Origin of the sequence: Pandoraea sp. ISTKB, assembly GCF_001721285.1 — a bacterium.
GTDB lineage: Bacteria > Pseudomonadota > Gammaproteobacteria > Burkholderiales > Burkholderiaceae > Pandoraea > Pandoraea capi.
Genome location: NZ_MAOS01000057.1, coordinates 21,919 through 44,273, shown reverse-complemented (window position 1 = coordinate 44,273; position 22,355 = coordinate 21,919). Strand labels below are relative to the sequence as shown.

21 protein-coding genes are annotated in these 22,355 nt (G+C 63.9%); 4 read left to right on the top strand and 17 right to left on the bottom strand.

Translation table 11 applies throughout. The features are described 5' to 3' along the window. Positions 1-418 precede the first annotated feature (418 nt). The 13 genes from aac(6') to A9762_RS21170 all read right to left on the bottom strand — a co-directional run bounded on the left by aac(6') (position 419) and on the right by A9762_RS21170 (position 14,606). Positions 419-922 carry an aminoglycoside 6'-N-acetyltransferase gene (gene aac(6'), locus A9762_RS21230; protein WP_083254165.1) on the bottom strand — a complete coding sequence of 168 codons (504 nt, stop codon included), beginning with the start codon at positions 920-922 and terminating at the stop codon, positions 419-421. A gap of 371 nt (positions 923-1,293) precedes the next feature. Continuing rightward, complete coding sequence (locus tag A9762_RS21225; protein WP_069343980.1) at positions 1,294-1,893, bottom strand: peroxidase-related enzyme; 600 nt, start codon at positions 1,891-1,893, stop codon at positions 1,294-1,296. Beyond that, complete coding sequence (locus A9762_RS21220; protein WP_069343979.1) at positions 1,890-2,426, bottom strand: CMD domain-containing protein; 537 nt, start codon at positions 2,424-2,426, stop codon at positions 1,890-1,892. Before A9762_RS21220 ends, A9762_RS21225 begins: the two co-directional genes overlap by 4 nt. Beyond that, complete coding sequence (locus A9762_RS21215; RefSeq protein ID WP_083254164.1) at positions 2,423-3,820, bottom strand: acyl-CoA thioester hydrolase/BAAT C-terminal domain-containing protein; 1,398 nt, start codon at positions 3,818-3,820, stop codon at positions 2,423-2,425. The genes A9762_RS21220 and A9762_RS21215 overlap by 4 nt, the downstream gene beginning before the upstream one ends. A gap of 15 nt (positions 3,821-3,835) precedes the next feature. Further along, a complete protein-coding gene (locus tag A9762_RS21210; RefSeq protein ID WP_069343978.1) occupies positions 3,836-5,410 on the bottom strand; it encodes an ABC transporter substrate-binding protein in 1,575 nt (524 codons plus the stop codon). A gap of 119 nt (positions 5,411-5,529) precedes the next feature. Continuing rightward, positions 5,530-6,528, bottom strand: coding sequence for an ABC transporter ATP-binding protein (locus A9762_RS21205; RefSeq protein ID WP_069343989.1), 999 nt, complete (start codon positions 6,526-6,528; stop codon positions 5,530-5,532). A gap of 86 nt (positions 6,529-6,614) precedes the next feature. Beyond that, positions 6,615-7,649, bottom strand: a complete 1,035-nt coding sequence (locus tag A9762_RS21200; protein ID WP_069343977.1) for an ABC transporter ATP-binding protein — start codon at positions 7,647-7,649, stop codon at positions 6,615-6,617. Beyond that, entirely contained in the window at positions 7,646-8,527 is an 882-nt protein-coding gene (locus A9762_RS21195; protein WP_240493659.1) for an ABC transporter permease, read from the bottom strand. The genes A9762_RS21200 and A9762_RS21195 overlap by 4 nt, the downstream gene beginning before the upstream one ends. A 62-nt stretch (positions 8,528-8,589) precedes the next feature. Further along, positions 8,590-9,564, bottom strand: coding sequence for an ABC transporter permease (locus A9762_RS21190; protein ID WP_069343975.1), 975 nt, complete (start codon positions 9,562-9,564; stop codon positions 8,590-8,592). Further along, a complete protein-coding gene (locus tag A9762_RS21185) occupies positions 9,561-11,069 on the bottom strand; it encodes an NAD(P)/FAD-dependent oxidoreductase (RefSeq protein ID WP_069343974.1) in 1,509 nt (502 codons plus the stop codon). The genes A9762_RS21190 and A9762_RS21185 overlap by 4 nt, the downstream gene beginning before the upstream one ends. Beyond that, entirely contained in the window at positions 11,066-12,046 is a 981-nt protein-coding gene (locus A9762_RS21180; protein WP_069343988.1) for a LysR family transcriptional regulator, read from the bottom strand. Before A9762_RS21180 ends, A9762_RS21185 begins: the two co-directional genes overlap by 4 nt. Before the next feature lie 317 nt (positions 12,047-12,363). Further along, positions 12,364-14,085, bottom strand: coding sequence for a 3'-5' exonuclease family protein (locus tag A9762_RS21175; protein WP_069343973.1), 1,722 nt, complete (start codon positions 14,083-14,085; stop codon positions 12,364-12,366). Further along, positions 14,079-14,606, bottom strand: a complete 528-nt coding sequence (locus tag A9762_RS21170; protein WP_069343972.1) for a DUF2471 family protein — start codon at positions 14,604-14,606, stop codon at positions 14,079-14,081. Before A9762_RS21170 ends, A9762_RS21175 begins: the two co-directional genes overlap by 7 nt. 180 nt (positions 14,607-14,786) lie before the next feature. Here A9762_RS21170 and A9762_RS21165 point away from each other — a divergent pair, with 180 nt between their 5' ends. Further along, a complete protein-coding gene (locus tag A9762_RS21165) occupies positions 14,787-15,506 on the top strand; it encodes a glutathione S-transferase family protein (RefSeq protein ID WP_069343971.1) in 720 nt (239 codons plus the stop codon). Between the two features lie 95 nt (positions 15,507-15,601). Here A9762_RS21165 and A9762_RS21160 read toward each other — a convergent pair whose 3' ends face one another. Continuing rightward, positions 15,602-16,780 (bottom strand): GGDEF domain-containing protein, encoded by a 1,179-nt coding sequence (locus A9762_RS21160; RefSeq protein WP_069343970.1) that lies wholly within the window; start codon positions 16,778-16,780, stop codon positions 15,602-15,604. 137 nt (positions 16,781-16,917) lie between these two features. Between A9762_RS21160 and A9762_RS21155 the strand changes: the two genes are divergently transcribed. Continuing rightward, on the top strand, positions 16,918-17,460 hold the full coding sequence (locus A9762_RS21155; protein ID WP_083254162.1) for a DUF4019 domain-containing protein: 543 nt from the start codon (positions 16,918-16,920) through the stop codon (positions 17,458-17,460). 123 nt (positions 17,461-17,583) lie between these two features. Here the strand turns inward: A9762_RS21155 and A9762_RS21150 are convergent, their stop codons facing one another. Next, a complete protein-coding gene (locus A9762_RS21150; RefSeq protein ID WP_170836297.1) occupies positions 17,584-18,222 on the bottom strand; it encodes a GntR family transcriptional regulator in 639 nt (212 codons plus the stop codon). Between the two features lie 703 nt (positions 18,223-18,925). Between A9762_RS21150 and A9762_RS21145 the strand changes: the two genes are divergently transcribed. Beyond that, positions 18,926-20,083, top strand: a complete 1,158-nt coding sequence (locus A9762_RS21145; protein ID WP_083254160.1) for an alpha/beta fold hydrolase — start codon at positions 18,926-18,928, stop codon at positions 20,081-20,083. Between the two features lie 78 nt (positions 20,084-20,161). Here A9762_RS21145 and A9762_RS21140 read toward each other — a convergent pair whose 3' ends face one another. Both A9762_RS21140 and A9762_RS21135 read right to left on the bottom strand, forming a co-directional pair. Further along, on the bottom strand, positions 20,162-20,737 hold the full coding sequence (locus A9762_RS21140) for an N-acetyltransferase (protein ID WP_069343968.1): 576 nt from the start codon (positions 20,735-20,737) through the stop codon (positions 20,162-20,164). Further along, the gene (locus A9762_RS21135) at positions 20,737-21,327 is read right to left on the bottom strand and encodes a helix-turn-helix domain-containing protein (protein ID WP_069343967.1); all 591 of its coding nucleotides are present in this window, start codon (positions 21,325-21,327) and stop codon (positions 20,737-20,739) included. The genes A9762_RS21140 and A9762_RS21135 overlap by 1 nt, the downstream gene beginning before the upstream one ends. Positions 21,328-21,493: 166 nt before the next feature. Here A9762_RS21135 and A9762_RS21130 point away from each other — a divergent pair, with 166 nt between their 5' ends. Then, positions 21,494-22,015 (top strand): GNAT family N-acetyltransferase, encoded by a 522-nt coding sequence (locus A9762_RS21130; protein ID WP_069343966.1) that lies wholly within the window; start codon positions 21,494-21,496, stop codon positions 22,013-22,015. Positions 22,016-22,355: the final 340 nt, after the last annotated feature.

Below are 22,355 nucleotides of genomic sequence, written 5' to 3'. Positions count from 1 at the left end.
CGTTTAACTCGTGTTGATCGCCGCTTCTGAGGCGCGTCGGGTGCCTCGATGGCGATGCTTTGCGTGAGTAGAATCCTTGGCGAAACAGGACCGATGACGTGTCGCGTCCGTTGACGTAGTCGCGTCTTATCGACGCTTCTGCCTACGCACTCATCGGTTTGAGACATGGCGAGAAATGCGTGCGTCGATCCGGCTGGGATGACAGATCCCGTCCGTCACGTTCGTGGGTTTTGCGCACTCGATCGCTTGATGTCGCCCCGTTTAGTGCCGCTTGTGTACCAGGAGCTCATCAACGTTTGGGGTGTGCACACTTCGACGATGCTGCACTTAATCACTTGATATCGTCTCGCTCGACGTGGGTTGTGTATCAAGGTCCCCTCAGCGTTAAAGTCCTGCTGGCCTGAATGACTCGATGACTTCAGCGCTTGGCGCGCACTGACTGCCGGCTGGCCTCAGAGGCGTTGCCACACAACTTCCGAAAGAAGACGACGCGCTCTGTTTCGTTGAAACCCAATGCTCGGTGGATCGCTTGGGCATCGATGTTGGATAGCGCGGTGTCGGAGGCAAATTCTGTGCAGCCTCGCTCCATGCCCCATTGCTCGATCTGTACGCATAGCGTTCTGGCAATACCGGAGCGTCTCATGGACGCTTCAACATAAATTCCTTCGAGGAACAAGACCGGTGACGTGTCGCAACCGTTGACGTAATCGCGTCTTATCGATGCTTCTGCGAAGCCTAAGCACTCATCGGTTTGAGACATGGCGAGGAATGCCACGTATCGATCCGGTTGCGATAACAAATCCATTCCATCACGTTCGTGCTCGGATGCACTCGCGTCGGGCCAGAGTTTCGCTCTCACTTTTCCTAGCGATGCCACAGCGTCGGCGTGAACGCGCTTGATGAGAAACGGGCGTGGTGACATTCTGGGCGCTCGCTTGAGAGGGACGTCTCACCAGCCTACACGGTTTTCCCTGCTGCTTCAGGAAGCAACTAATGCACCCGATGAGTCAGCAACGGGCCAGTAAATTCTCGTTGCCCAACTCCGCAATTCGATAAGCGAAAATTTGATCGGCTTGAGTTCGACATGCGTAAAAAAACGCGCTGCCCACCAGGACAGTGGGACAGCGCGTTCATGACGTTGCCGACGATGCTGGGACGCTAAGGTGCCCCGTCTTCGTACGGCATCATGGCATCAGGCGGTTGCAGCGGATTCCGGAAATACCGGCTCGCCCAGGTTAATCATCAGGCGGTTGCAGCGGATTCCGGAAATACCGGGCTCGCCCAGGTTAAGCATCAGGCGGTTGCAGCGGATTCCGGGAACACCGGTTCGCCCAGGTTGAGCATCAGCCGGTTGGCCCACGCGAAGATCGCGATCGAGTGGATCAGGTCCAGAATCTCGGCGTCCGTCAGGCCTACGTCGCGCAATGCCTGCAACTGCTCCGGCCGGACGTCGCCAGGCGTCTCCGTCAGCGCAATCGAAAACTGCGAGATGGCTTTTTCGCGGTCCGTCGTGCCTGCGGTACGCGGCTCGTCGAACACTTCGCGAATTACGTCGTTGCGCTTCGCCAACTGCTCGAATCGCTGCGCATGCACCGACGCACAGTACACGCACCCGTTGATACGTGAGACGACCGTCGTCGACAATTCACGTTCGGCTCGCGGCATGCCACCCGGCGCGTACATGATGGCGTTGAACGCCGCAGAGCGTTGACGGAGGATCTCCGGTTGATGTACGAGGAAGAGGTAATAATCCGACGTCTTCGCTTTCGGATGACTTTCCTCCAGCACGGCGACCTGCTCCGGCGTCGCCTTGTCCAGTTCGACTACGTCGAGCCACGCGTCCCAGTCGAGCGACTCGTTGGTGAATCCATGCGAACGGATGATGTCGCTCATGCTGTCTTCTCCTGCGGTGCCAGTTGTTTCAGCGCTTGCAGCCCCGCGACCAGACGCGTCTGATACGACAGGAATGCAATCAGTTGTGCCAGCGCGACGACGGCGGGTGTTGTCAGCCCCGCTGCCGGCAGCTTGTGCAACGCTTCCTTATCCCCGGCGACGGGGTTTTCGATCAGCGTCTTCGTGAACGTCAGCATGGCACGCAGACGCGCATCCGCAACATCCTCCGGCGAACCGGATTCCACGGCCTTCAGTTGCGAGGCCTCGACGTCGTACTTGCCCAGCTCCGCCCGATAATGTGCAGCGAGCGACGCCGAAGGCGTCAGACGGCTTGCATAAAGCGCGACGAGCAGACGCTCCACGAGCGAGATGCCTTCCAGCTTCGGATCGAACAGCCCTTCATAGCTACCCTGCGTTGCGACGGCAACCTTGTCGCGTGCGTGACGCAGGGTATGCGTAGCCGATCCCGGCGTCAGACCGGCGACGCGGTCGACGAGATCGTTAGCGATGTCGTACTCAGTATTGACGGTCATGATTGTCCTTGTGATTGGGCGCACTCGGCCACGGCCTGCGCGAGGAATGCCTGTACAGCAGCCCAAGATCGCTCGTCCGCGAACGCATTGGCTTCCGGCGCTCCACCGCCGGTGCTGATCTTGCCGGAGACGGGATGGGCGTACACGAGTTGCGTGGTCGGCACGTAGGGGAACACGATGGCATGTCCCGCACCGTCGAAATCGAGATGCTCGACCGCGTGCGGGTGCTCGTGTGCTGCGAGTCGCGCCGTCACCATGCGCGAGTAGAGGCTCGACGGCCATGAGCCATCATCTTCGGCGGACAGCAACATCACCGGCCCGCGAATCTTCTCGACGGGAATGCGGGCGCGCTCGACTGCGTCCGGATCGTCCAGCGCCGTCAGCATTGCCTTGGCGTGACGATGCGGCGGCGGGCCTTCGTCGAACGGCGCCCACGACGCTGTCCGGTTGTTCTCCCAGATGTGCGGCAACGGCTTGCCATCGAGCAACCACGTCGGACCTTCCCGACCGAGCGCCGGATCGCATGCATTCTGCGCACTGTGGATCAACGCGCTCGGCACGTAGCCGACGACTGCCGAGACGGCATCCGGGAACGTCGCGCCAAGCAGCAGCACCAACTCGCCGCCACGCGATTGCCCGGAGAGCGCCACGAAGTCATGGGCCGGGTGCACCGTGCGGCGCAGCCAGTCCATCCCCTTCGCGAAATACTCCAGCGGCGTGTTGGAGATGTAGTCCGGCAAGCCCGGGCCTTTGAAGTAACCCAACGCGAAGGCGGCGTAACCGTGCGACGCGTACAACGCAGCACGTGGCTCATTGATCCCGCCACCGGACCCGTTAAGGATCATCACCGCAGGATGAGGGCCGTCGCCCGGCGGGAGATACAACGTGCCGACGAGCCCGTCTTCACGAACGTCGCGGCGTGTCACGCCTTCCGCCGCGAGCCGCTGAGTGAAGGACACGGACGCCGCCACCGCCCCCTCGTCGCCAACGACCTGTGCGAGGACCGTTGTCACGAGGGGGGCGATGACCGGTTGCGGGAAGACGTCGCGGCTCTTGCCGTCTTCCGGCACCTGCGACCAGATGAGGCCCATGGCGGACACGCCGCGATAGCTGCCGCTCACCGGGGCGTCGCGCGAGACGTCGACGACACCCTCCGTGTCGGCCACGAACGTAGCCTGTGCGTGCCACACCACGCCGCCCGCCCGCGCGGTGCGGGCGGTCAGCGTGATATGGGCGCCCGGCGCCGCACCGCGCACCACGAGGTGGCGCGGCACGTCGATCAGCGCATCGGCAGGCGTGGCCGTCAGGATCAACGACGAGGTAAGCGTCGTATCCGACGATACAGCGGACGCCGTGGACGAAGCCGCCGACGATGAAACGTGCGATGACGTCATAGCGTGGCGACCGGTTTACTTCGCCGCCTTGGTCACTTGCATCGCGACGGTGCGATCGCTCGTGAACGGCGTGACCTTCAGGCCCTTACGCGCGGCCCAGATGTTCTGGTAGTGGTACAGCGGGATCGTGCCGACGTCGTCCGTCTCCACCTTGACCGACTGACGCAGGATCGCTTCACGCTTGCCTTCGTCGAACTCGGCAGTCGAAGCGTCGAGCGCCTTGTCGATGGCCGGGTTGCTGTAGTGACCCCAGTTCGAGGCACCGAGACCCTTCTTCGCGTCGACCGTCGCCAGCACGTTCACGAGCGCATAGCTCGCTTCGCCCGTGCCGTTACCCCATGCCAGCATGGTCATGGCGTACTCGTTCTTGTTGGCACGGCTCGAATACACCGCCCAAGGCACCACTTCCACTTGCGTCTTCACGCCGATACGCGTCCAGAACTGCGCCACGGCCTGTGCCGTTTCCGGCCCTTGCGGATAGCGGTCGTTCGGCACGTGCATCGTCAGCTTGAAGCCTTCCGGGAAGCCCGCGTCGGCCAGCAGCTTCTTGGCTTGTGCCGCGTCGAACGCAATGTCCTTCACGTCGGGGTTGTAGCCGAACGTGTCCTTCGGCATCCACTGGTTGGCCACGCTGGCCGTGCCCTGCATGATGCGCGAGACGATCGCTTCACGGTTGATGGCGAGCGACAGGGCGCGACGCACGCGCACGTCGAGCAGCGGGTTCTTTGCGAGCGGCTTGCCGGCGTTATCGGTGATGTACTGATTCGTGCCTTCGCGGAACGACGGCTGAAGCAGCATCACGCGCAGACCCGGGTACGGGAAGACCGTGACGTTCGGCGCCTTCTTCAGACGCGGAATGTCCGAGGCCGACACCTTGTCGATCACGTCGACGTCACCGGCGAGCAGCGCCGCAGTACGTGCCGCGCCGTTGTTGATGTAGCGATAGTCGACCTTCTCCCACTCCGACTTGCCACCCCAGTAGCCGTCGTTACGCACCATCTCCACGCGGTCGCCCGGCGTGTACGAGACGTACTTGAACGGACCAGTGCCGACCATTGCGCGTCCGGCGTTGTAATCGTCCGTATTCGACTTCTCGCCGACGTGCTTGCTCACGATATGCACCGAGGCGAGGTTCAGCGGCAGATCCGGGTTCGGGATCTTGGTCTTGACGACGAGCGTGAGCGGGTCCGGCGAGGTCATCGTGTCGATGGTGCGCAGATAGCCGGCGAACGTGGCCACGCTGCCCGGCACGTTACGTGCACGCTGGTACGAGTAGATGACGTCGGCCGCCGTGAAGGCCTGACCGTCGTGCCACTTGACGTTCGGGCGCAGCTTGAATTCCCACGTCTTCGAGTCGAGCGCCTTCCACGACACGGCAAGGCCCGGCTGAAGCTTGTTCCACTTGTTCTCGACGAGCAGATCCCAGAAGTGCAGATCGACCGAGCGGTCGCCCGCGTGGTTGTTCAACTGCGGGTCGAGCGACGAGAGCGGGTCGGCAAACGCGATACGAAGCGTGCTGGATTGGGCGGATGCGGCTGCGCTCGTGACGAGCAGCGCCGCAGCGAGAGAGGACAACAAGAAGCGTTTCATTATCAATCGATCCTGGTCGTTGGTGATTCGGAGTCAATGCCGGGACGGTCGCAAAATTCGTGCGGGCCGATCGGCGGAAATTCGGACAAACCTGTCAGGGATCACGCGGATCACGCGGATCACGCATCGTTCAGATGGCAAGCACTCACGTGGTTGATCGCCACACCGCGCAGCGTCGGCACTTCCGTGCGGCACCGCGGCATGGCGTGCGGACATCGCGGATGGAAGTGACAGCCGCTGGGCGGCGCAATCGGGCTCGGGATTTCGCCGCGAATCGAGGAGAACGTCTTGTGACGCACATCGATGCGCGGAATCTCGGCAAGCAGCGCCTGCGTGTACGGATGATTCGGGCGACGGAAGACTTCCTCGACCGGCGCACTCTCGACGACGCGCCCCAGATACATGATCACCACGCGATCCGACAGATGCTCGACCACGCCGAGGTCATGGCTGATGAAGACGTACGTCAAACGCAGTTGCTCACGCAGATCCATGAACAGATTCAGAATCTGCGCCTGAATCGAGACGTCGAGCGCGGCGACGGCTTCGTCGCACACCAGCAGATCGGGATTCACGGCGAGCGCGCGGGCGATGCCGATACGCTGACGCTGTCCGCCGCTGAACTGGTGCGGGTAACGATGGCGTAATGCCGGATCGAGCCCCGCACGCTGCAACTGTGCGCTCACGTAATCGTCGAACCCGGCGCGATCGGTCAGTCCATGCACGAGCGCGCCTTCGCCGACGATGCGGTCGATGCGAAGTCGCGGGTTCAGGCTTGCGTACGGATCCTGAAAGATCATCTGGATCTTCAGTCGCGCGTCGCGCTGTTCCTGCGCGCTCAGCGATTGCGCGGGACGTCCGTGAATCTGCACCTCGCCCGATGACGGTTTGAGCAGACCTGCGAGCATGCGTCCAAGCGTGGACTTGCCGCAGCCGGACTCGCCCACGAGACCGACGACCTCGCCCGGCTTGACGATGAGGTCGACGTTATCCACCGCATGCACGACGGCGGGCGGATGCGCGAGACCGGCGCGTTCCAGCAGACGTCCGGCCGGACCGACGTGACGCTCGCCGAAGCGCTTGCTCACGCCGCGCAGCGACACGATGGGCGCCGGCAGCGTGGCGCTCGGGCTGTTCGACTTGCCGTAACCGGTACTGCCCGGGTTGGCGGGATTGGCCGGCTGACCTTGCGGCTGCGGCGTGTTCATACCATCTCCTTTTGCAGCGCCGCACCCGGATGGAAGCAACGCACGAGGCGACCCGGCGACGTCTGCGTCATCTCGGGACGCTCGCCGCAGACCGCCGTCGCATAGGCGCAGCGCGACGCGAACGCGCAGCCGGCGGGCATGTTCAGCAGGTTCGGCGTCATGCCGGGAATCTGGCGCAGACGCTGCCCGCGCTTGTTCAGGCTCGGCAGGCTGCCGATGAGTCCTGCGGTGTAGGGGTGTTGCGGCGCGTCGAGCACCGCGTCGACCGTGCCTTGTTCGACGATGCGTCCGGCGTACATCACGGCCAGCGTGTCGGCCAGTCCGGCCACCACCGACAGATCGTGCGTGATCCAGATGAGCGCGGTGCCGTTCTGGCGCGCGAGCTTCTGCACTTCCGAAAGAATCTGCGCCTGAATCGTGACGTCGAGCGCGGTCGTCGGCTCGTCGGCAATGATCAGGTCCGGGCGATGCAGCATGGCGATGGCAATCGCCACGCGCTGACGCATGCCGCCCGAGAGCTGATGCGGATAGGCGCGCAGACGCTCGTCCGGGCTAGGAATGCCCATCATGCCGAGCGTGTCGCGCGCGAGGTCACGCGCCTGCGACTTCGACACCTTCTGGTGCGCACGCACGGCTTCGATCATCTGCACGTCGACGCGAAGCACCGGGTTGAGCGTCATCATCGGGTCCTGAAAGATCATCGCGATGCGATTGCCTTGCAGGTGACGCAACTCGCCCGGCGACATCTTCGTCAGATCGCGCCCCCGGAACAGCACTTCGCCGCCGACGATGCGGCCCGGTGCGTCGACCAGTCCCATGATCGAGAAGCCGGTCACCGACTTGCCCGAGCCGGACTCGCCAACGAGCCCCATGATGTGACCCGGCGGCAGCGAGAACGAGACGTCGTCCACGGCGGGCAATGTGCCGGCGCGCGTGACGAACTGCGTGCGCAGATTGCGCACTTCCAGCGTGAGCGGGGACGTCGAAGTCGAGGATGAAGGGGATGAAGGGGGTGACACGGCGCCGCTCATTTCTGCAACCTTGGATTGAACACGTCGCGCAGGCGATCGCCCACGAGATTGATGGCGACGACGGTGACGAGTAGCGCGAGGCCCGGGTAGAGGCTGATCCAGTACTCGCCCGAGAGCATCGTCTGATAGCCGTTGGCGATGAGCAGGCCGAGCGAGGGCTCCGTCACCGGCACACCGAGTCCGAGGAACGACAGGGTGGCTTCGAGCGTGATCGCACGCGCGACCTGAAGTGAGCCGACGACGATCAGCGGCGGCAGGCAGTTCGGCAGAATGTGGCCCAGCACGATGCGCCAGTTCGGTATCGCCTGGCAGCGCGCGGCTTCCACATACTCGCGGCGCGATTCGACCAGCGCCTGTCCGCGTGCCGTACGCGCGAAGTACGCCCATTCGAGCACGACGAGGGTGAGCACCACGTTGCCGATGCCTTTGCCGACGTACGCCAGGATCATCAGCGCGACGAGGATTGACGGGAACGACAGCAGCAGGTCGACGAGACGCATGATGAAGGCGTCGACGCGTCCGCCCGCGTAGGCGGCGACCAGACCGAGGATCGTGCCGAGAATACCCGCGATGAGCGCCGAGCCGACGCCCACGCCGAGACTGATTCGCAGCCCGTAGATGATGCCGGAGAGCAGATCGCGGCCCTGACCGTCGGTGCCGAGCCAGTAGGTGTACGTGGCGGCGCCGTTGGCGGTGGCGGGAGGCAGGCGTGCGTCCATGACGTCGAGCTGGCTCAGGTCGTACGGGTTCTGCGGCGAGATCCACGGCGCGGCGAGTGCCGCCACGATCAGGATCGCCAGCACCACGAGACCGAGCACGGCACTCTTCGAGCGCAGAAACTCGCGCAGCCCTTGCTGCCACGGCGATTCACGACGCATCGGCACCGGCTCGGGGGTGAGCGCCGGTGCGGGGTTGCCGTTGGGGGAGACGTTGAGCGACATCAGGCAGCGGCCTCCACGCGCACACGCGGATCGAGCCACTTATAGAGCACGTCCACGATCAGATTGATCGACACGAACAGGCACACCACGACGATGAGATACGCCACGATCACGGGGCGGTCGAGCGCGTTGATGCTGTCGAGAATGAGTTTGCCGGCGCCGGGCCATGCGAACACGCTCTCGGTGACGACGGCGAATGCGATGGTCGAACCGAATTCGAGACCCAGCACCGTCACCAGCGGAATCAGCGTATTGCGCAGCACGTGCACGAGCACGACCCGCAGCGGCGACAACCCCTTGGCGCGCGCGAACTTCACGAAGTCCTGCGGCAGCACTTCGGAGACCCCGGCGCGCGTCAGACGCAGTACCAGCGACATCTTGAACAGCGCCAGATTGAACGCCGGCAGAATCAGGTGACGCAAGCCGTCGATCGTGAGGAACGACCACTCCACGCCAAACAGACTCGCCGTCTCGCCACGGCCGCTTGCGGGCAGCACGCCAAGATGCACCGAGAAGAACATGATGAGCATCAGGCCGACCCAGAACGTCGGCAGCGAGAAGCCCACGATGCTGCCCGTCATGAGCAGTTTGGAGATCGGGTTGCGCGGATAGAGGCCTGCGAACAGTCCCAGCGGAATGCCGATGAACACCGCCAGGATGAGCGCGGCGAACGCCAGCTCCAGCGTGGCCGGCAGACGTTGCAGAATCAACTGGATGGCCGGGACGTTGTACACGAAGCTGTTGCCCAGATTGCCATGCAGCGCGCCGTCGAGGAACGACAGGTACTGTCGCCACAGCGGTTGATCGAGGCCCAATTGCGCGATGATGCGCGCGCGATCGACCTGATCGACGTCCTGGCCGATGAGAATGTCGACCGGGTTGCCGATCGCGTGCAGACCGATGAACACGATCAGCGTCATCAGCCACACCACGAGTACCGCTTGCAGCAGGCGGCGCAGAATCCAGGCGGTCATGATGCGAGAGGTTCCTTGTCCTTGCCGGCGACGTGGGATGCGGCGATCGCGGCCACAGCGGGCGGGGGCGGCGCAGGCGTCCATTCGTCGCCATAGACTTCCGGCTCGGCGTACGTCTCCATGTTGGCGTAGTGATGCGCGACGTCTTCCCGATAGAACGTGCCCGCCAGCCCTTGCGCCAGACGCTTCGCGCCTTCACTCACCGCAGGGATGTCGCCGGAGACGGCGCCGTGCGAGAGCGTTGCCGGGGCGCAGAAGCAGTGAATGCGTTCCAGCCCGGGGCAGAGGCCCGGTGTCTTTTCCTGGAATTCGAACGTCGGGCCGAGATCCGGCGAATCCGACAGTTCCATGTCTTCGTCGCCAGCGGCCGGGGTGTAGCGATCGCTCCACTTGCGCACGGACTTCGAGAACGCGGCGAATTCGGGGCGTCCCTCGATGTCGATGCGGAAGCCCGTCGCGAAGACGAGGAAGTCGAGGACGAACGTGCCCTTGGCGGTGCGCACGTGCAGTGCGTCGCCGACCGGTGTGACGTCGAGGATCGGTGCGCCAAGATTGAAGCGTGCATTGTCGTGACGCGATACGCGCAACGTGCTGCCACGCGGCGGCGGCACTTGCTGCACGTTCACGTAATGACGGATGCGCCACTTCCACTCGTCCGGCAAATGGATGTGACCGTGTGTGAGGCCCGGATTGCCCGCGCCCTTGCCCTTGTTGATACGCGGAATGTCTGCGCGGCGGATCAGCAGATCGACGCTGGCGGCACCGGCTTCGAGCGCGGTGGCGGCGCTGTCCATCGCCGATGCGCCGGCACCGATGACGCCGACGCGCTTGCCGCGCAGCGTAGCGTAGTCCATCACATCCGACGAGTGCGCCCAGAAGCGGCGCGGCAAATCTCGGGCGAACGCGGGGACGGTTGGGCCACCGAGGCCGTCGCGTCCCGTGGCCAGCACGACATGGCGCGCGTAGACGGTACGCGTGCCTTCGGGCGACGTCACGGACAGTTCGACGAGGCCGTCTTCGCCACGCGGCGTGACATGGTCGATGCGATGCTCGTTACGTACGTCGATGCCGAGCACGTCGCGATACCAACGCAGGTAATCCATCCATTGCAGACGCGGAATCTTGTCGAGCGCTTCCCATGCTTCCAGACCGAATTGCGCTTCGAACCACGCACGGAATGTGAGCGCGGGCAAGCCCAGCGCCGGGCCGGTGAGCTGCTTGGGCGAGCGCAGGGTTTCCATGCGTGCGGTCGTTGCCCACGGACCTTCGTAGCCACGCGGCGACTGATCGAAGATCACGGCGCCCACGCCGAGATGCGTGAGCGACGCGGCCGCGGCCAGTCCAGCCATGCCGCCGCCGATGATGGCGACGTCGAGTACGGGCTGGCCGTTGTGCGTGCGCTCGGGCACCCAGCGTCTGGCGGGCAGTTCGAGCCAGGCGAGGTCCTGGCGCAGACGCGCTTCGAGCGCGGACAGGCCGGTGGCGGAGGTCGGGGACGTGGTCATGACGACTGAGCTTCCTTGGGAGCGGGCAAATCGCCGTAGAGCGATTGCAGGACTTGAGCGTGTTCGGTGGCGGCGCGCTGCACGAAGCCGGGCAGCAGGTCGCGGGCCGCCTCGGCCAGCGCATCGACGAAGGCGAGCGCGGCGGGTGAGGGGGCTCGGGCGTCGCGGGTAATGACGCCGAAGAAAAACGGGATGTCGGCGTCGATGGGACGCACGGCGACATCGGCGAGCGGCAACCCGTACGCCGTGACCGGTTCGAGCACCGCGACGCCGAGTCCGGCACGCACGGCCGTCATCGCATTGATCGACGCGTTCGTCTCGATGAGTCCGGCCGGTGCGACGCCCGCCTGTGCAAACGCCTGGTCAAGACGTCGGCGCAGGCGGTAGGGGTTCTGCATGGTGACGATACGACGCCCGGCACATGCGGCGAGCGGCAGACGGTCGTGAGCGGCCAGCGGATCGTCGGCACGCACGGCGGCGACACAGGCCGCCTCGCCGATCCAGTGCACCACGATGCCGCGATGCTCCAGCGGCAGACTCGTCACGCCGATGTCGGCGGCACCCGTCAGTACGGCGTGCACGACCTGTTCGGGCGACGTGCTGCGCATCTGAATCTGATGGCTGTCGCGGGCGAGCCCCGGCAGTGCGAGGGCGGCAGGCACGAGGCCGGCGGCCAGCGCCGAGGTGGCGGCGATATGCAGCGGGCGGGTCTGGCCGCGCGCGATTTCGTCGGCGCGGGCGCGAATCTGCTGTAGTCCGGCGAGCACATGCTCGACGTCTTCGAAGAGCAGGAAACCTTGCTCGGTCGGTGTGACGCGCGGACCGCTGCGAGTAAACAGGGCGTAGCCGATCTCGGCTTCAAGCTCCTGAATCATGCGGGTGATGGCAGGCTGCGAGCGCCCGAGCAAACGCCCGGCAGCCGTGACGCTACCGGTCGACATGACAGCCGCGAAGGCTTCGAGTTGGCGTAATTCCATCTGGCTCGGTGTGGGGACGAAGCGCTGGCGCGTACCCCTACGCGCCAGCGCCCCGGTCATCGACGACGCCATGGCCGTCGATGTCGCAATGCCTTGTATTCGGATTGCGTATTCTTCGACCTCAAGCATGCGTCTTGCAAATACTTAATATTTATATGCTCATGACCCGAAGTGCAAAGGAGGGTTTTGCCTAGGTGGCATAAGGCGGAAAGAAATTTAGGCGGGGATTTGCGCGTGCAGCGGCTTCTCGCGGGGTGAGATTGGCGAGGGGGGCGAAACGGGGGGGGACGGGTGGAAGGGGCGGGCGGCGCTGGCGTTCAGGGCGTGGGCGGTTGCCGCCGTCGCGCCCGTCGCGCCCGTCGCACTAATGCCCGTCGAGCGGCAGTCGAAGCTGATTCGGATCTTCGGGGTGCGGTTGGCGGCGACGCAACAACGCAACACTGCGAGGTTTTTTCGGCGCGGCGACTGGCGGCTCGATATGACTCAAGCGAAACGCGGGGCGTGTGAGGTGGAGCACGCTCAGCGGGGCCGGTGCGCGGCGCGGCGGAGCGGGGGGGGGTTCCCAGCGTTGTCGTCGACGCACCGGTCGTGTCGGCAGCGTCCGCGCAGGCAGGCGTAGCGCCGTCGTCCGGTGTACGCTTCGCGCTGGCGGCAAGGCGTCGTCCAAGCAACCGGTAGATGTCCGGATCGAAGCCCGTTGCGGCGGGCATATTGTCGACGAGCACATCCAGTGCGTCGCGCGACGCCACCGTGCCCAGATACTGCCAGCGATCGATGACGTGATATTCCACTTCACCGGGATCACTGCCATGTTCCTCGATGGCGATGGGGCCGTCATACGGCCAGGTGTCCAGTTGCAGTGTCGCCAGGGCTTCGCGTGTGCGTTCGGTGTGGGCGTCGACGGGGGCATCACCCACGCAGACACCGTCGCAGCGCTTCACCTGATAACCGAAGCACGGACGTCCCTTCGCGGCTTTCTCGAGCCCCAACTGCGCACAACACAAACGATGCTCGTCTGCCAGCGCACGCAGCGCGCTTTCCGCCCCGGTGCGCGACGAGAACGTACCGTACAGCGACTCGGCGCTGGCGAAGTCGACGGTCTTCGCGCTGACAAGCTGCGGTGTATCGCTGCCCTGCGGGAGTTGCCAACTGTAGAGGCTGGCGGCACGACGCAGCATGCGGTTATGCACGGGCTGCAATTGCTTGACGAGTTGTGATTCGAGCAGCAACGCGCCCAGCTCGCCGACCGTGCGACGCACTTCCACACGGCGGATCTCCTGCGAGATGCGCAAGTCCTTGGCGACTTGATGGTCGCTGGAGAAGTGAGATCGCACGCGCGAGCGGATATCGACGCTCTTGCCGACATACAGCAGCGTGTCGCCCTCGCCGTAAAAGAGATACACGCCGGGACTGTCGGGCAGCGCGTCGATGGCTTCATCCGGCAATTGGGGCGGCTGGCTCGAACGCTTCGTCACGCGTTGCACGGCTTGCCCGATCAGGTCTGATTCGTAGATCGTGTGGAGCTTTTGCCAGAACTGCCAGAGCAGATCGGCATCGGCGAGGGCGCGGTGACGTCCCTGCGGCGTGAGGCCGAACCGGGCGATCAGCGCATCGAGTCCGTGACGCGCCGCCGACGGAAACAGCAGCCGCGACAGCCGTACGGTGCACAGCACGTCGGCCTGAAACCCGATGCCCGCCCGCCGGAATTCGTTCTTGAGAAAGCCGTAATCGAAGCGCGCGTTGTGGGCGACGAACAGCTTGCCGTGCAGGCGTTCCGCCAGCCCTTGCGCCAGCGTGCCGAACGACGGCTGGCCCTTCACCATCTCGTTGGTGATGCCGGTGAGTTTCTGGATGAATGGCGGTATCGGCTCGGCCGGATCGAGCAGTGTGCTCCATTGCTCGACACCGTGTGGCCCGACTTCGACCACGCCGATTTCCGTGATGCGGTCGTCCAGCGCATTGCCGCCCGTCGTTTCCAGATCGACGAAGACCATCGGGGCGGGCAGAGAACGCGCAAGCGCGTCCGGATCGATCAGCATGCGGCAGCAGACCCCGAGGACGACAGCGTCGCCGATCCGACGACAAACGGTTGCGCCGATGCCGGGGCATCCCCATTGTCGGCATCGTCAGCGTCGGGCGTGTCGGCAAACAGCCCGCCGTCGGCGAATGCACTGACGATGGCACGAAATACGGCCGGGGCCGGGGCATCCGGCCATTGCAGGTCGACGGCGGCGTCGAGCGACGGCAACTCGCCGGCGCGTCGCAGCGCTTCGTCACCCGGTAGCCGCAACAGACGCGCAAGCACCCAGGGCTCATGCCGCGCGTGAAGGCCGATGTCCGCCTCCGCTTCGTCGGCGATGGCCACGAGCGTGCGCCAGTCCAGCGGCATGGCCGGTGAGGCGTCCTGATTTTGCGCGACGATGTCTTTCGCAGGCACGATCGCAGACGGGCGATGTGACACATGATGCTGCAAATAACGTGCGGCAATCTCGCGCACGATGCCCGCAAGATCGCGCTCGGCGGCGCTTAGCGCCAGTTGATCCCAGTCGATGGTTTCCATGAGATGTTCCTCGATTGAGGGATATGATACTGTATAAAATCACAGTGCGCGATCCACGTAGCCGACGCCTGATCGATGCCCGATTGACGCCGGATACCTCCCCGCTTCGAAGGGCTCGCCGCGGGCATGACGGCGTGTAATACTCTGCGCCAACCTTTTCGCACAGGAGCGCGCCTCAAGATGTTGACCCTGTATACCTTCGGCCCGGCATTCGGGCTGCCGGACGCCAGTCCGTTCGTCGTCAAGGCGGAAATGCTGCTCAAGCTGGCCGGACCGCCGTACCAGACCAATCGAGGCGGATTCCGTCGCGCGCCCAAGGGCAAGCTGCCTTACATCGACGACGACGGCGAGATCGTGGCGGACTCGACGTTGATCCGTCTGCATATCGAGCGCAAATACGGGTTCGACTTCGATGCGGGGCTCACGCCGGTGCAACGCGGCGCGGCGTGGATGTTCGAGAAGGCGCTGGAGGATCATTTCTACTGGCACGTCGTGCAGGCGCGCTGGTGCGACGACGAGAATTTCGAGAAAGGCCCGGCGTCGTTCTTCCGATCGATCCCGTGGCCGGTGCGCCCGCTGGCGCAGGCACTGATCCGTCGCAAGGTGCGCAACACGCTGCACGGGCAGGGCACCGGCCGTTACCAGCCGGAGGAGCAGCGCCAGTTGCTCGCACGTGGAGCGCAGGCTGCCGCCCAGTTGCTCGGCGATCAGCCGTACTTCTTCGGTGACCGGCCGTGCGGAGCCGACGCCACGGCCTTCGGTTTCATCTCGGGTGCGATGTCGCCCGATTTTCGTCAGCCGTTGCGCGACGAGATCGAAAACCATCCGAACCTGACGGCCTATGTGGCACGCATGCGTCGCGAATTCTTCCCCGATGCGGGAGATGGCGCGACGACATAAGTCGAAGGGACGACGCGCGAGGCGATCAAGGTCGCCGAGGCTGACGACCGAGGGCTGACGACCGAGGGCTGATGACTGACGGCCGACGGAGGTCGTCAGCCGGCTTCGGAGGCCGTTTCGTCGCTGGAGAGTACGTCGGAGAGCACGAGATTGCGCCCGGAGATCTTGGCCGCATAGAGCGCGCGGTCTGCGCGAATGCACAGCGCTTCGAGGCTTTCGTGCTCGATCCACGTCGCCACACCGCCGCTCAGCGTGTAGTGGCACACGCCGAACGGCCCGGCGACCAGATGCCGGCTCGCCTGCGTTCGCAGGCGCTCGGCAATGCGGATCGCCCCCGGCGTATCGGTGCCGGGCAGCAACACCGCAAACTCCTCGCCGCCCAATCGTCCGAAAACATCGCCCTCGCGCAGACTGTCGCGAACGAGCTTCACGAATTCGCGCAGCACCGTGTCGCCACCCGCGTGACCATGCGTGTCGTTGATCGCCTTGAAGTGATCGAGGTCGATGACGATGATCGACAGCGGCCAGCCCCGTGCCACGGCGCGCGCCATCTCCTGACGCGCGAGCAGATCGAAATGCTTGCGCGAGATCGCCCCTGTCAGATAGTCGCGATTGGCCGCTTCTTCGGCCGTGGCGAGCATCGCGTCGTGAATCATGAGGACCGACCCCATGGTCATGGCGGGCATGACAACGGCGCCGATCGTGAGCATGACCAGATTGAACATCGTCGGCGCGAAGACTTCGAGACCGGGCGCGGGGGCCCACGCGAACGTCACGCCGCGCACCGTGTGCGCAATGGCGAATACCGCGGCCATGCCAGCCGTCAGCCAATAGTTATAGCGATGACGGCGCGGCGGGATATGCCGAAGGATCAGGACCGAGGTTGCGAGCAGGAACGTGGCGTGAAACGCCGAGACCGCGACCACGCGCAGCGACGGGTTGTCGATGCCGTAATGCCAGAACAGGATCGCCGCCGCGAGCACGCCGAGCGACGCGCCCAGCACGTGCCAGTGCGGTGAACGGCCGAGAAAGCGCGCGCAGCCGGCGTAATAGAGCAGCAAGCCGCCGGCCAGAGCGAGGTTGGCGATGGGAATCGACAGAAAGTCGGGGATGACGCCCCGAAGCGCGAAGAGCGGCAAAGACGCCAGAACGGCGACGTTGGCGAAGCACCACTCACGAACGCCGGCTACGCGCGAACGTACGAGAGACCCCACGATCAGCAACATCATGAAGCTGAGCAGTGAGGTAATCGCGAGGAGGGACGTCGTCAACATGGCAATGGCCAAGGGGGAAGGCTGACATGTATGTGTTGAGCATTGTAATGTACGGCGCGACGCGCGTTACATTCCTTCGCGTGTCATACCAGTAGAATGGCCGGGTTCAGCATTTCTGCCTGAAGGAGCTTTCGTCAATGCAGACGACCCGACGCCATGCGTCACATCCTTTTCGTTTCACCCGCTTGGCGGCGCTCGCGCTGGGCGTGGCCGCCGGTCTGAGCGCCCTGCCTGCGCTGGCACAGCAAGAGCCGATGCAACGCCGCTCGGCGCAACCGCCGCTGTTTGCCAGCCCGGCCAGTAACGCCACGGCACCGGCAGCGGACATCAATCGTGATATGCGTCCGGCGCTCGAAGCCGCCGGTCTTTGGTTGGGATTGGTCGACGTCAATCGCGGGCAGCAGAGCTGGGAGCAGGCCGCACCGGTGTTTCAGCGTGCGGTCTCCGCCGACGACTGGGCGCGCAGCCTGCAAGGCGCGCGCTCGCCGCTAGGCAAGGTGAAGTCCAGAAAGATGCACGACGCGGTATTTACCCGCTCGCTCGCGGGGCAACCGGATGGTGAGTACGTGGTGATTCAGTACGACACGGTGTTCGAGAACAAGGCCGAGGCGCATGAGATGGTGACGATGGTCTACGGGATCGACGCGCGTTGGCGTGTCGCAGGCTATCTGGTGCGTTGACGAGAGCGGTCTGTGCCCGATGTTGGTGCTGCCCGTCGGCATGTCGGGTGGTGATGCGGGGGCAGGTGAGGGCGGCGGGCGGACTTGAATCAGGCTCGTGCCGCCCGATGCGCGAATGCCCGCTCAGCGCGGCAGGGCGGGCTCGACGATGTGCATCGTCGTCTCGACGTGGTCACGGGCAATCTGCTCCGCGAGCGCTTCGTCGTGCGCGCGCAACGCGGCGAGCAGTTCGCGGTGCTGCGCATTGGTGGCACGCAGTTGTTCGTCGGAGAACATGACCGGTACGCGCAGCGCCCGGTAGTAAAACTGCGTACGTTCGTGAAACTGTGCGATCACCACGTTATCTGCCGCCTTCACGATCAGATCGTGAAATTCCGTATTGAGACGGTTCAGGGCCAGACGCGGCAGATCCGGACTCGGCTCCATCTGTTCGATGAGGGCTTCGAGCGCGTTGCAGACGTCCGGCGTGATCTTGCGCGCCGCCAGCCGGGCTGTTTCGGATTCGATCGCCATGCGGCTCTCGAAGATCGCTCGCACGGGCAGATGGTCGGCCCCTTGCACTTCCCAGCCGCGATTGCGGGCGATGAAACCTTCGCCCTGAAGGATCAGCAACGCTTCACGCACGGGCGTGCGGCCCACGCCAAGTAATTGAATCAGATCGTCCTCGATGAGGCGCTGCCCCGGCTTGAGTTCCGAGGCGAGAATCATGCCGCGGATTTTGGTCCGCACTTCACCAGTAATCAGGTTGCTGGGCGCTTTCATCTGATGCTTGTCTTCCATTGAGCGGCGAGAACGCCGTTTACTTCGACTTCGGCGAGAGGCCGCAGGTGTTGCCGGGCCTCTCATGCACAGGCATGCGCTATGTAGGGATACCTGTGCCGCTGCGGATTTTACCGAGTTTCTTTCGGCCCCCCGAAAACCATTCCCAAAACGGCAAAGTTGTGGCAGCCATGCGCGCCACGCATCAATGGGGTCCGGTTTTACGCAATTCTTTCGGTTTCCGAAGCGAGGACTCGCTTATACGAGCGTTTGAAGCGCCAGAAAAATACCACAACCCCTGACTTATCGGGGTTCGCGCTCACTTACATGTAATGTGAGTGCCCACCGTCATAGCGTTGCGGGTACCGAAACATGAGGCGCGCGAGCGCTTCGGAAAATTGCTGAAGATGTGAAGAAAGTCCGGTGAATAACCCCTTATTTATAAGGGGCTTTCGACGGAAATGCTGACCGTTTTCCCGGCAAACGGGATTTCACAGGCCCCGAAGGAAGGCGATGCCGATGATTTGTTCGTGAATTTTTGCAAATGATGGTAATTCGGCTCGATTGTTAATGAAATCGGTGCAAACCCGTTGCGTGAACTGTCGGCCGAGGGCCGTCGCGCCTGCCATTCGAAAAAAGGGCCAGCGTGGCAGAATCGGAGCATCCTGCCTTGTGCCACTTCGCGTGCGATTGCACGCCCCCTCCCATGCCGTCATCGCTCTACCGGCGCGTGCGCCACCTGTCGCAACACGCTGCCGCGACGTTGCGCACCACAGCCTTTGTCAGTCTTGCCTCCCTCGTGACGCTGAGCGCTGCGCTGATCGCAGCCCCCGCACGTGGCGCCGACGCGGTGCCGGGGAGTGCCGTGACCAGTCCTGGCGCCAGTCCCACGATCAGTCCCGCCATAGGTCCGGATTCCAACGCCGGACCGGCCTACGGCCCGGAGTTGCAGGGCTTCGACTACCCGTATCCGGTCAATCGTTTCGACTTCACGTCGCAGCGCTTGCCGTTGCATATGGCGTACATCGACGTCAAACCGGCGCAAGCGAACGGCCGCACCGTCGTGCTGCTGCACGGCAAGAACTTCTGCGCCGCCACGTGGCAGGAGACGATCGACACGCTCGCCGGCGCGGGCTATCGCGTGATTGCCCCGGACCAGATCGGTTTCTGCAAGTCGAGCAAGCCGGCGCAGTATCAGTACAGCTTTCAGCAACTGGCCAATAACACGCATGCGTTGCTCGCCTCGCTGGGCATCTCGTCGGCGACGATCATCGGCCACTCGACGGGCGGCATGCTGGCCGCACGTTATGCGCTGATGTATCCGAACGAGACGCAGCAACTGGTGCTGGTCAATCCGATCGGTCTTGAGGACTGGAAGGCGTTGGGTGTGCCGTCCAGGACGGTGGACCAGTGGTTCGATCGGGAATTGCGCACGAGCGCGCCCGGCATTCGTCGATACGAACAGTCGACGTATTACGCCGGGCAATGGAGCGAGCGCTACGAGCCGTGGGTGCAGATGCTCGCAGGCATGTACCGGGGACCGGGCAAGCGGATCGTGGCGTGGAATTCGGCGTTGCTCTACGACATGATCTATACGCAGCCGGTCGTCTACGAACTGGGGGAAATTCGCGTGCCCACGCTATTGATGATCGGCGACAAGGACACCACCGCGATCGGCAAGGACTTCTCGCCGCCTGACGTGCAGGCGCGCATCGGCCACTATGCGGAACTGGCCAAGACCACGCATGCCACGATTCCGGATTCGACGCTCGTCGAATTTCCCGATCTGGGGCACGCCCCACAGATGCAAGACCCGGCAGCGTTCCACAAGGCGTTGCTCGCCGGATTGGCGGCGCTGCGTTGATCTAACGACGTGGGGTCCGGCATGACTGGCCATGACGCATCCATGCACCAGCGCCGGGCGAGCATCGTGCCGAAAGTATCAGAGGTGCTTGTAGTAGAAGGTCGTGGCGCAGTATTCACCGTCCGGCATGAGCGCGAACTTCGGGACGTCCCCCGCGCGTTGCCAGCCGCTACGCTGGTAGAGCCGTTCCGCATCGCCGCCCGTGACGGTGTCGAGCACCAGCACGTGACGTGCATGGGCCCGCGCGGCATCGTCGAGCGCAGCCATCAAGCGCTGGGCTACGCCCTGACGCCTGACAGAACGGTGCACGAGCATCTTGGCAACGTCGGCGCGGTGCGGCTGGTTCTCCGGCAGATCGAGAATCAGTTGCACGGTGCCGACGATGCCGCTGATGCCACAGATCCCGCCGCCGCCGGTCGTATCGGCGGCGCGTCGCGCCACGAGCAACACGCGCTCACCCCGGGCAACACCGTCGGCGACCTTGCGCCAGAACGCCGTCGCGCGCTCTCGGGTGAGCGGCAGCATGAAGCTCACCGATGCGCCACCTTCCACGCAATCGATGAGCACGTCGGCGAGGGCGTCGACGGCCGCAAGCGCCTGCTCGCCGTCGAGCGATGTCACGACAATGTCGGAGACGGGGGAAGCGGAAGACATCAGGGCATTCTCCTGGCCGCATGAAACGGCAACGTAACGAGCCCGACGAGGTAGCGCGCCGTGGCCGACGTGGGATTGTGAAAACCGATCGGCTGATCGAGCCGCATGGCGAGGCAATCGCCGGTATCGAGTCGCCAGGTGGTACTGCCGAGCGTGATTTCGATGGTGCCTTCGATGACCCAGATCTGTTGCCAGACTTCGTTGTCCCTCGCGCCGGTGTCGTAGGCGACGCGCTCGCCTGCCGGGAACCGGACCTCCACGAACTGGAGCGGTGACGGTTGCGACGGCGAGAGATTGCGTCTCACGTAACCCGAATCGGGATCGGTCCACACGGGCTGATCGGCGTAGCGGGCGAGCGGTGAGGGCGGGGCATCGGCTTCGGCCTGCTCGTCGAAGAGTGACGCCAGCGTGACATCGAGTGCGGTGGCGAGCTTGTCCAGCACGTTGGCCGTCGGGCTTGTCTGCGCTCGCTCGATGAGTGAAATGCTCGAACGGCTCACGCCGCTGCGCTCAGCCAGCGTGTCGAGGGAGTAGCCGCGTTCGCTGCGCAGGTCGCGCATACGGCGGGCGATGCGTTCGTTGATATCCATGGCGTCCAGTTTACTGGAAATTTATTTCTAGTAAAATGGATGTCACGAATTGACGGCACCGTGACCATGGGTGTCATGCTTGTCGTCTTTTCATGGCCGTACGCGGGTGATACGGCAAATGCGACTACACACTGGCATGCGGCCACTTGCTTGCGGGATTTCTGAAATGACTGCTTCCTCCTCATCGTCCGCTTCGCTGACGATTCGCGACGCCACCGACGCCGACCTCCCGGTCATCCGCGACATCTACAACGACGCCGTCGAGCACACCACCGCCATCTGGAACGAGATCCTCGTCGACCTCGACAATCGTCGTGAGTGGCTGGCGGCACGTCTGAAGCGCGGCTATCCGGTGATCGTCGCCGAGCGCGATGGCAAGACCGTGGGCTATGCCTCCTTCGGCGACTGGCGCGCTTTCGATGGCTATCGGCACACCGTCGAGCATTCGATCTACATCGACAAGAACGCACGGGGTGGCGGCCTCGGTGAGGCGCTCATGCTTGCGCTCATCGAGCGGGCGCGCGCACTCGACGTGCACGTGATGATCGCGGCCATCGAAGCCCAGAACGCACCGTCGATTCGTCTGCACGAGAAGCTCGGTTTTCGCATGGTCGGCACGTTCAGCGAAGTCGGCACGAAGTTCGGTCGCTGGCTCGATCTGACGTGCATGGAGTTGCGTATTGCCTGATGTTGATCTGATGCCGGTCTGACGTCGACCGACGCGCATGTGACGCGAAAAAACATGCGCTGCACAAACTTGTCGATGCCGCTGTGTCCGCCCGGATATAGCGGCATTTCTTATTTGGCATAGCGAACATCACGCGTCGCGAATATCGCCCGCTCGCGCCCGCCGCGCGGTGCGCAATGCGTGATGCGACGGGCGCGTTCTCACGCAGTGCGTCATGCCCAACCTTGTCATTCATGGAGTCGGCGTGTAGCCTTGAAACGTCCGGTGTCACTCATGAAGCGTGTTCTCATCGCACTTCCTGAGCGCATCACGGCGCGCGAATGTCACGCATTGTGAACAT

What these genes read in the sequence shown, in the direction of transcription:
- A9762_RS21225 (WP_069343980.1), bottom strand. Translation starts at nt 1,893, where the DNA reads ATGAGCGACATCATCCGTTCGCATGGATTCACCAACGAGTCGCTCGAC.
- A9762_RS21220 (WP_069343979.1), bottom strand. Translation starts at nt 2,426, where the DNA reads ATGACCGTCAATACTGAGTACGACATCGCTAACGATCTCGTCGACCGC.
- A9762_RS21215 (WP_083254164.1), bottom strand. Translation starts at nt 3,820, where the DNA reads ATGACGTCATCGCACGTTTCATCGTCGGCGGCTTCGTCCACGGCGTCC.
- A9762_RS21210 (WP_069343978.1), bottom strand. Translation starts at nt 5,410, where the DNA reads ATGAAACGCTTCTTGTTGTCCTCTCTCGCTGCGGCGCTGCTCGTCACG.
- A9762_RS21200 (WP_069343977.1), bottom strand. Translation starts at nt 7,649, where the DNA reads ATGAGCGGCGCCGTGTCACCCCCTTCATCCCCTTCATCCTCGACTTCG.
- A9762_RS21195 (WP_240493659.1), bottom strand. Translation starts at nt 8,527, where the DNA reads ATGCGTCGTGAATCGCCGTGGCAGCAAGGGCTGCGCGAGTTTCTGCGC.
- A9762_RS21190 (WP_069343975.1), bottom strand. Translation starts at nt 9,564, where the DNA reads ATGACCGCCTGGATTCTGCGCCGCCTGCTGCAAGCGGTACTCGTGGTG.
- A9762_RS21185 (WP_069343974.1), bottom strand. Translation starts at nt 11,069, where the DNA reads ATGACCACGTCCCCGACCTCCGCCACCGGCCTGTCCGCGCTCGAAGCG.
- A9762_RS21180 (WP_069343988.1), bottom strand. Translation starts at nt 12,046, where the DNA reads ATGGAATTACGCCAACTCGAAGCCTTCGCGGCTGTCATGTCGACCGGT.
- A9762_RS21175 (WP_069343973.1), bottom strand. Translation starts at nt 14,085, where the DNA reads ATGCTGATCGATCCGGACGCGCTTGCGCGTTCTCTGCCCGCCCCGATG.
- A9762_RS21170 (WP_069343972.1), bottom strand. Translation starts at nt 14,606, where the DNA reads ATGGAAACCATCGACTGGGATCAACTGGCGCTAAGCGCCGCCGAGCGC.
- A9762_RS21165 (WP_069343971.1), top strand. Translation starts at nt 14,787, where the DNA reads ATGTTGACCCTGTATACCTTCGGCCCGGCATTCGGGCTGCCGGACGCC.
- A9762_RS21160 (WP_069343970.1), bottom strand. Translation starts at nt 16,780, where the DNA reads ATGTTGACGACGTCCCTCCTCGCGATTACCTCACTGCTCAGCTTCATG.
- A9762_RS21155 (WP_083254162.1), top strand. Translation starts at nt 16,918, where the DNA reads ATGCAGACGACCCGACGCCATGCGTCACATCCTTTTCGTTTCACCCGC.
- A9762_RS21150 (WP_170836297.1), bottom strand. Translation starts at nt 18,222, where the DNA reads ATGAAAGCGCCCAGCAACCTGATTACTGGTGAAGTGCGGACCAAAATC.
- A9762_RS21145 (WP_083254160.1), top strand. Translation starts at nt 18,926, where the DNA reads ATGCCGTCATCGCTCTACCGGCGCGTGCGCCACCTGTCGCAACACGCT.
- A9762_RS21140 (WP_069343968.1), bottom strand. Translation starts at nt 20,737, where the DNA reads ATGTCTTCCGCTTCCCCCGTCTCCGACATTGTCGTGACATCGCTCGAC.
- A9762_RS21135 (WP_069343967.1), bottom strand. Translation starts at nt 21,327, where the DNA reads ATGGATATCAACGAACGCATCGCCCGCCGTATGCGCGACCTGCGCAGC.
- A9762_RS21130 (WP_069343966.1), top strand. Translation starts at nt 21,494, where the DNA reads ATGACTGCTTCCTCCTCATCGTCCGCTTCGCTGACGATTCGCGACGCC.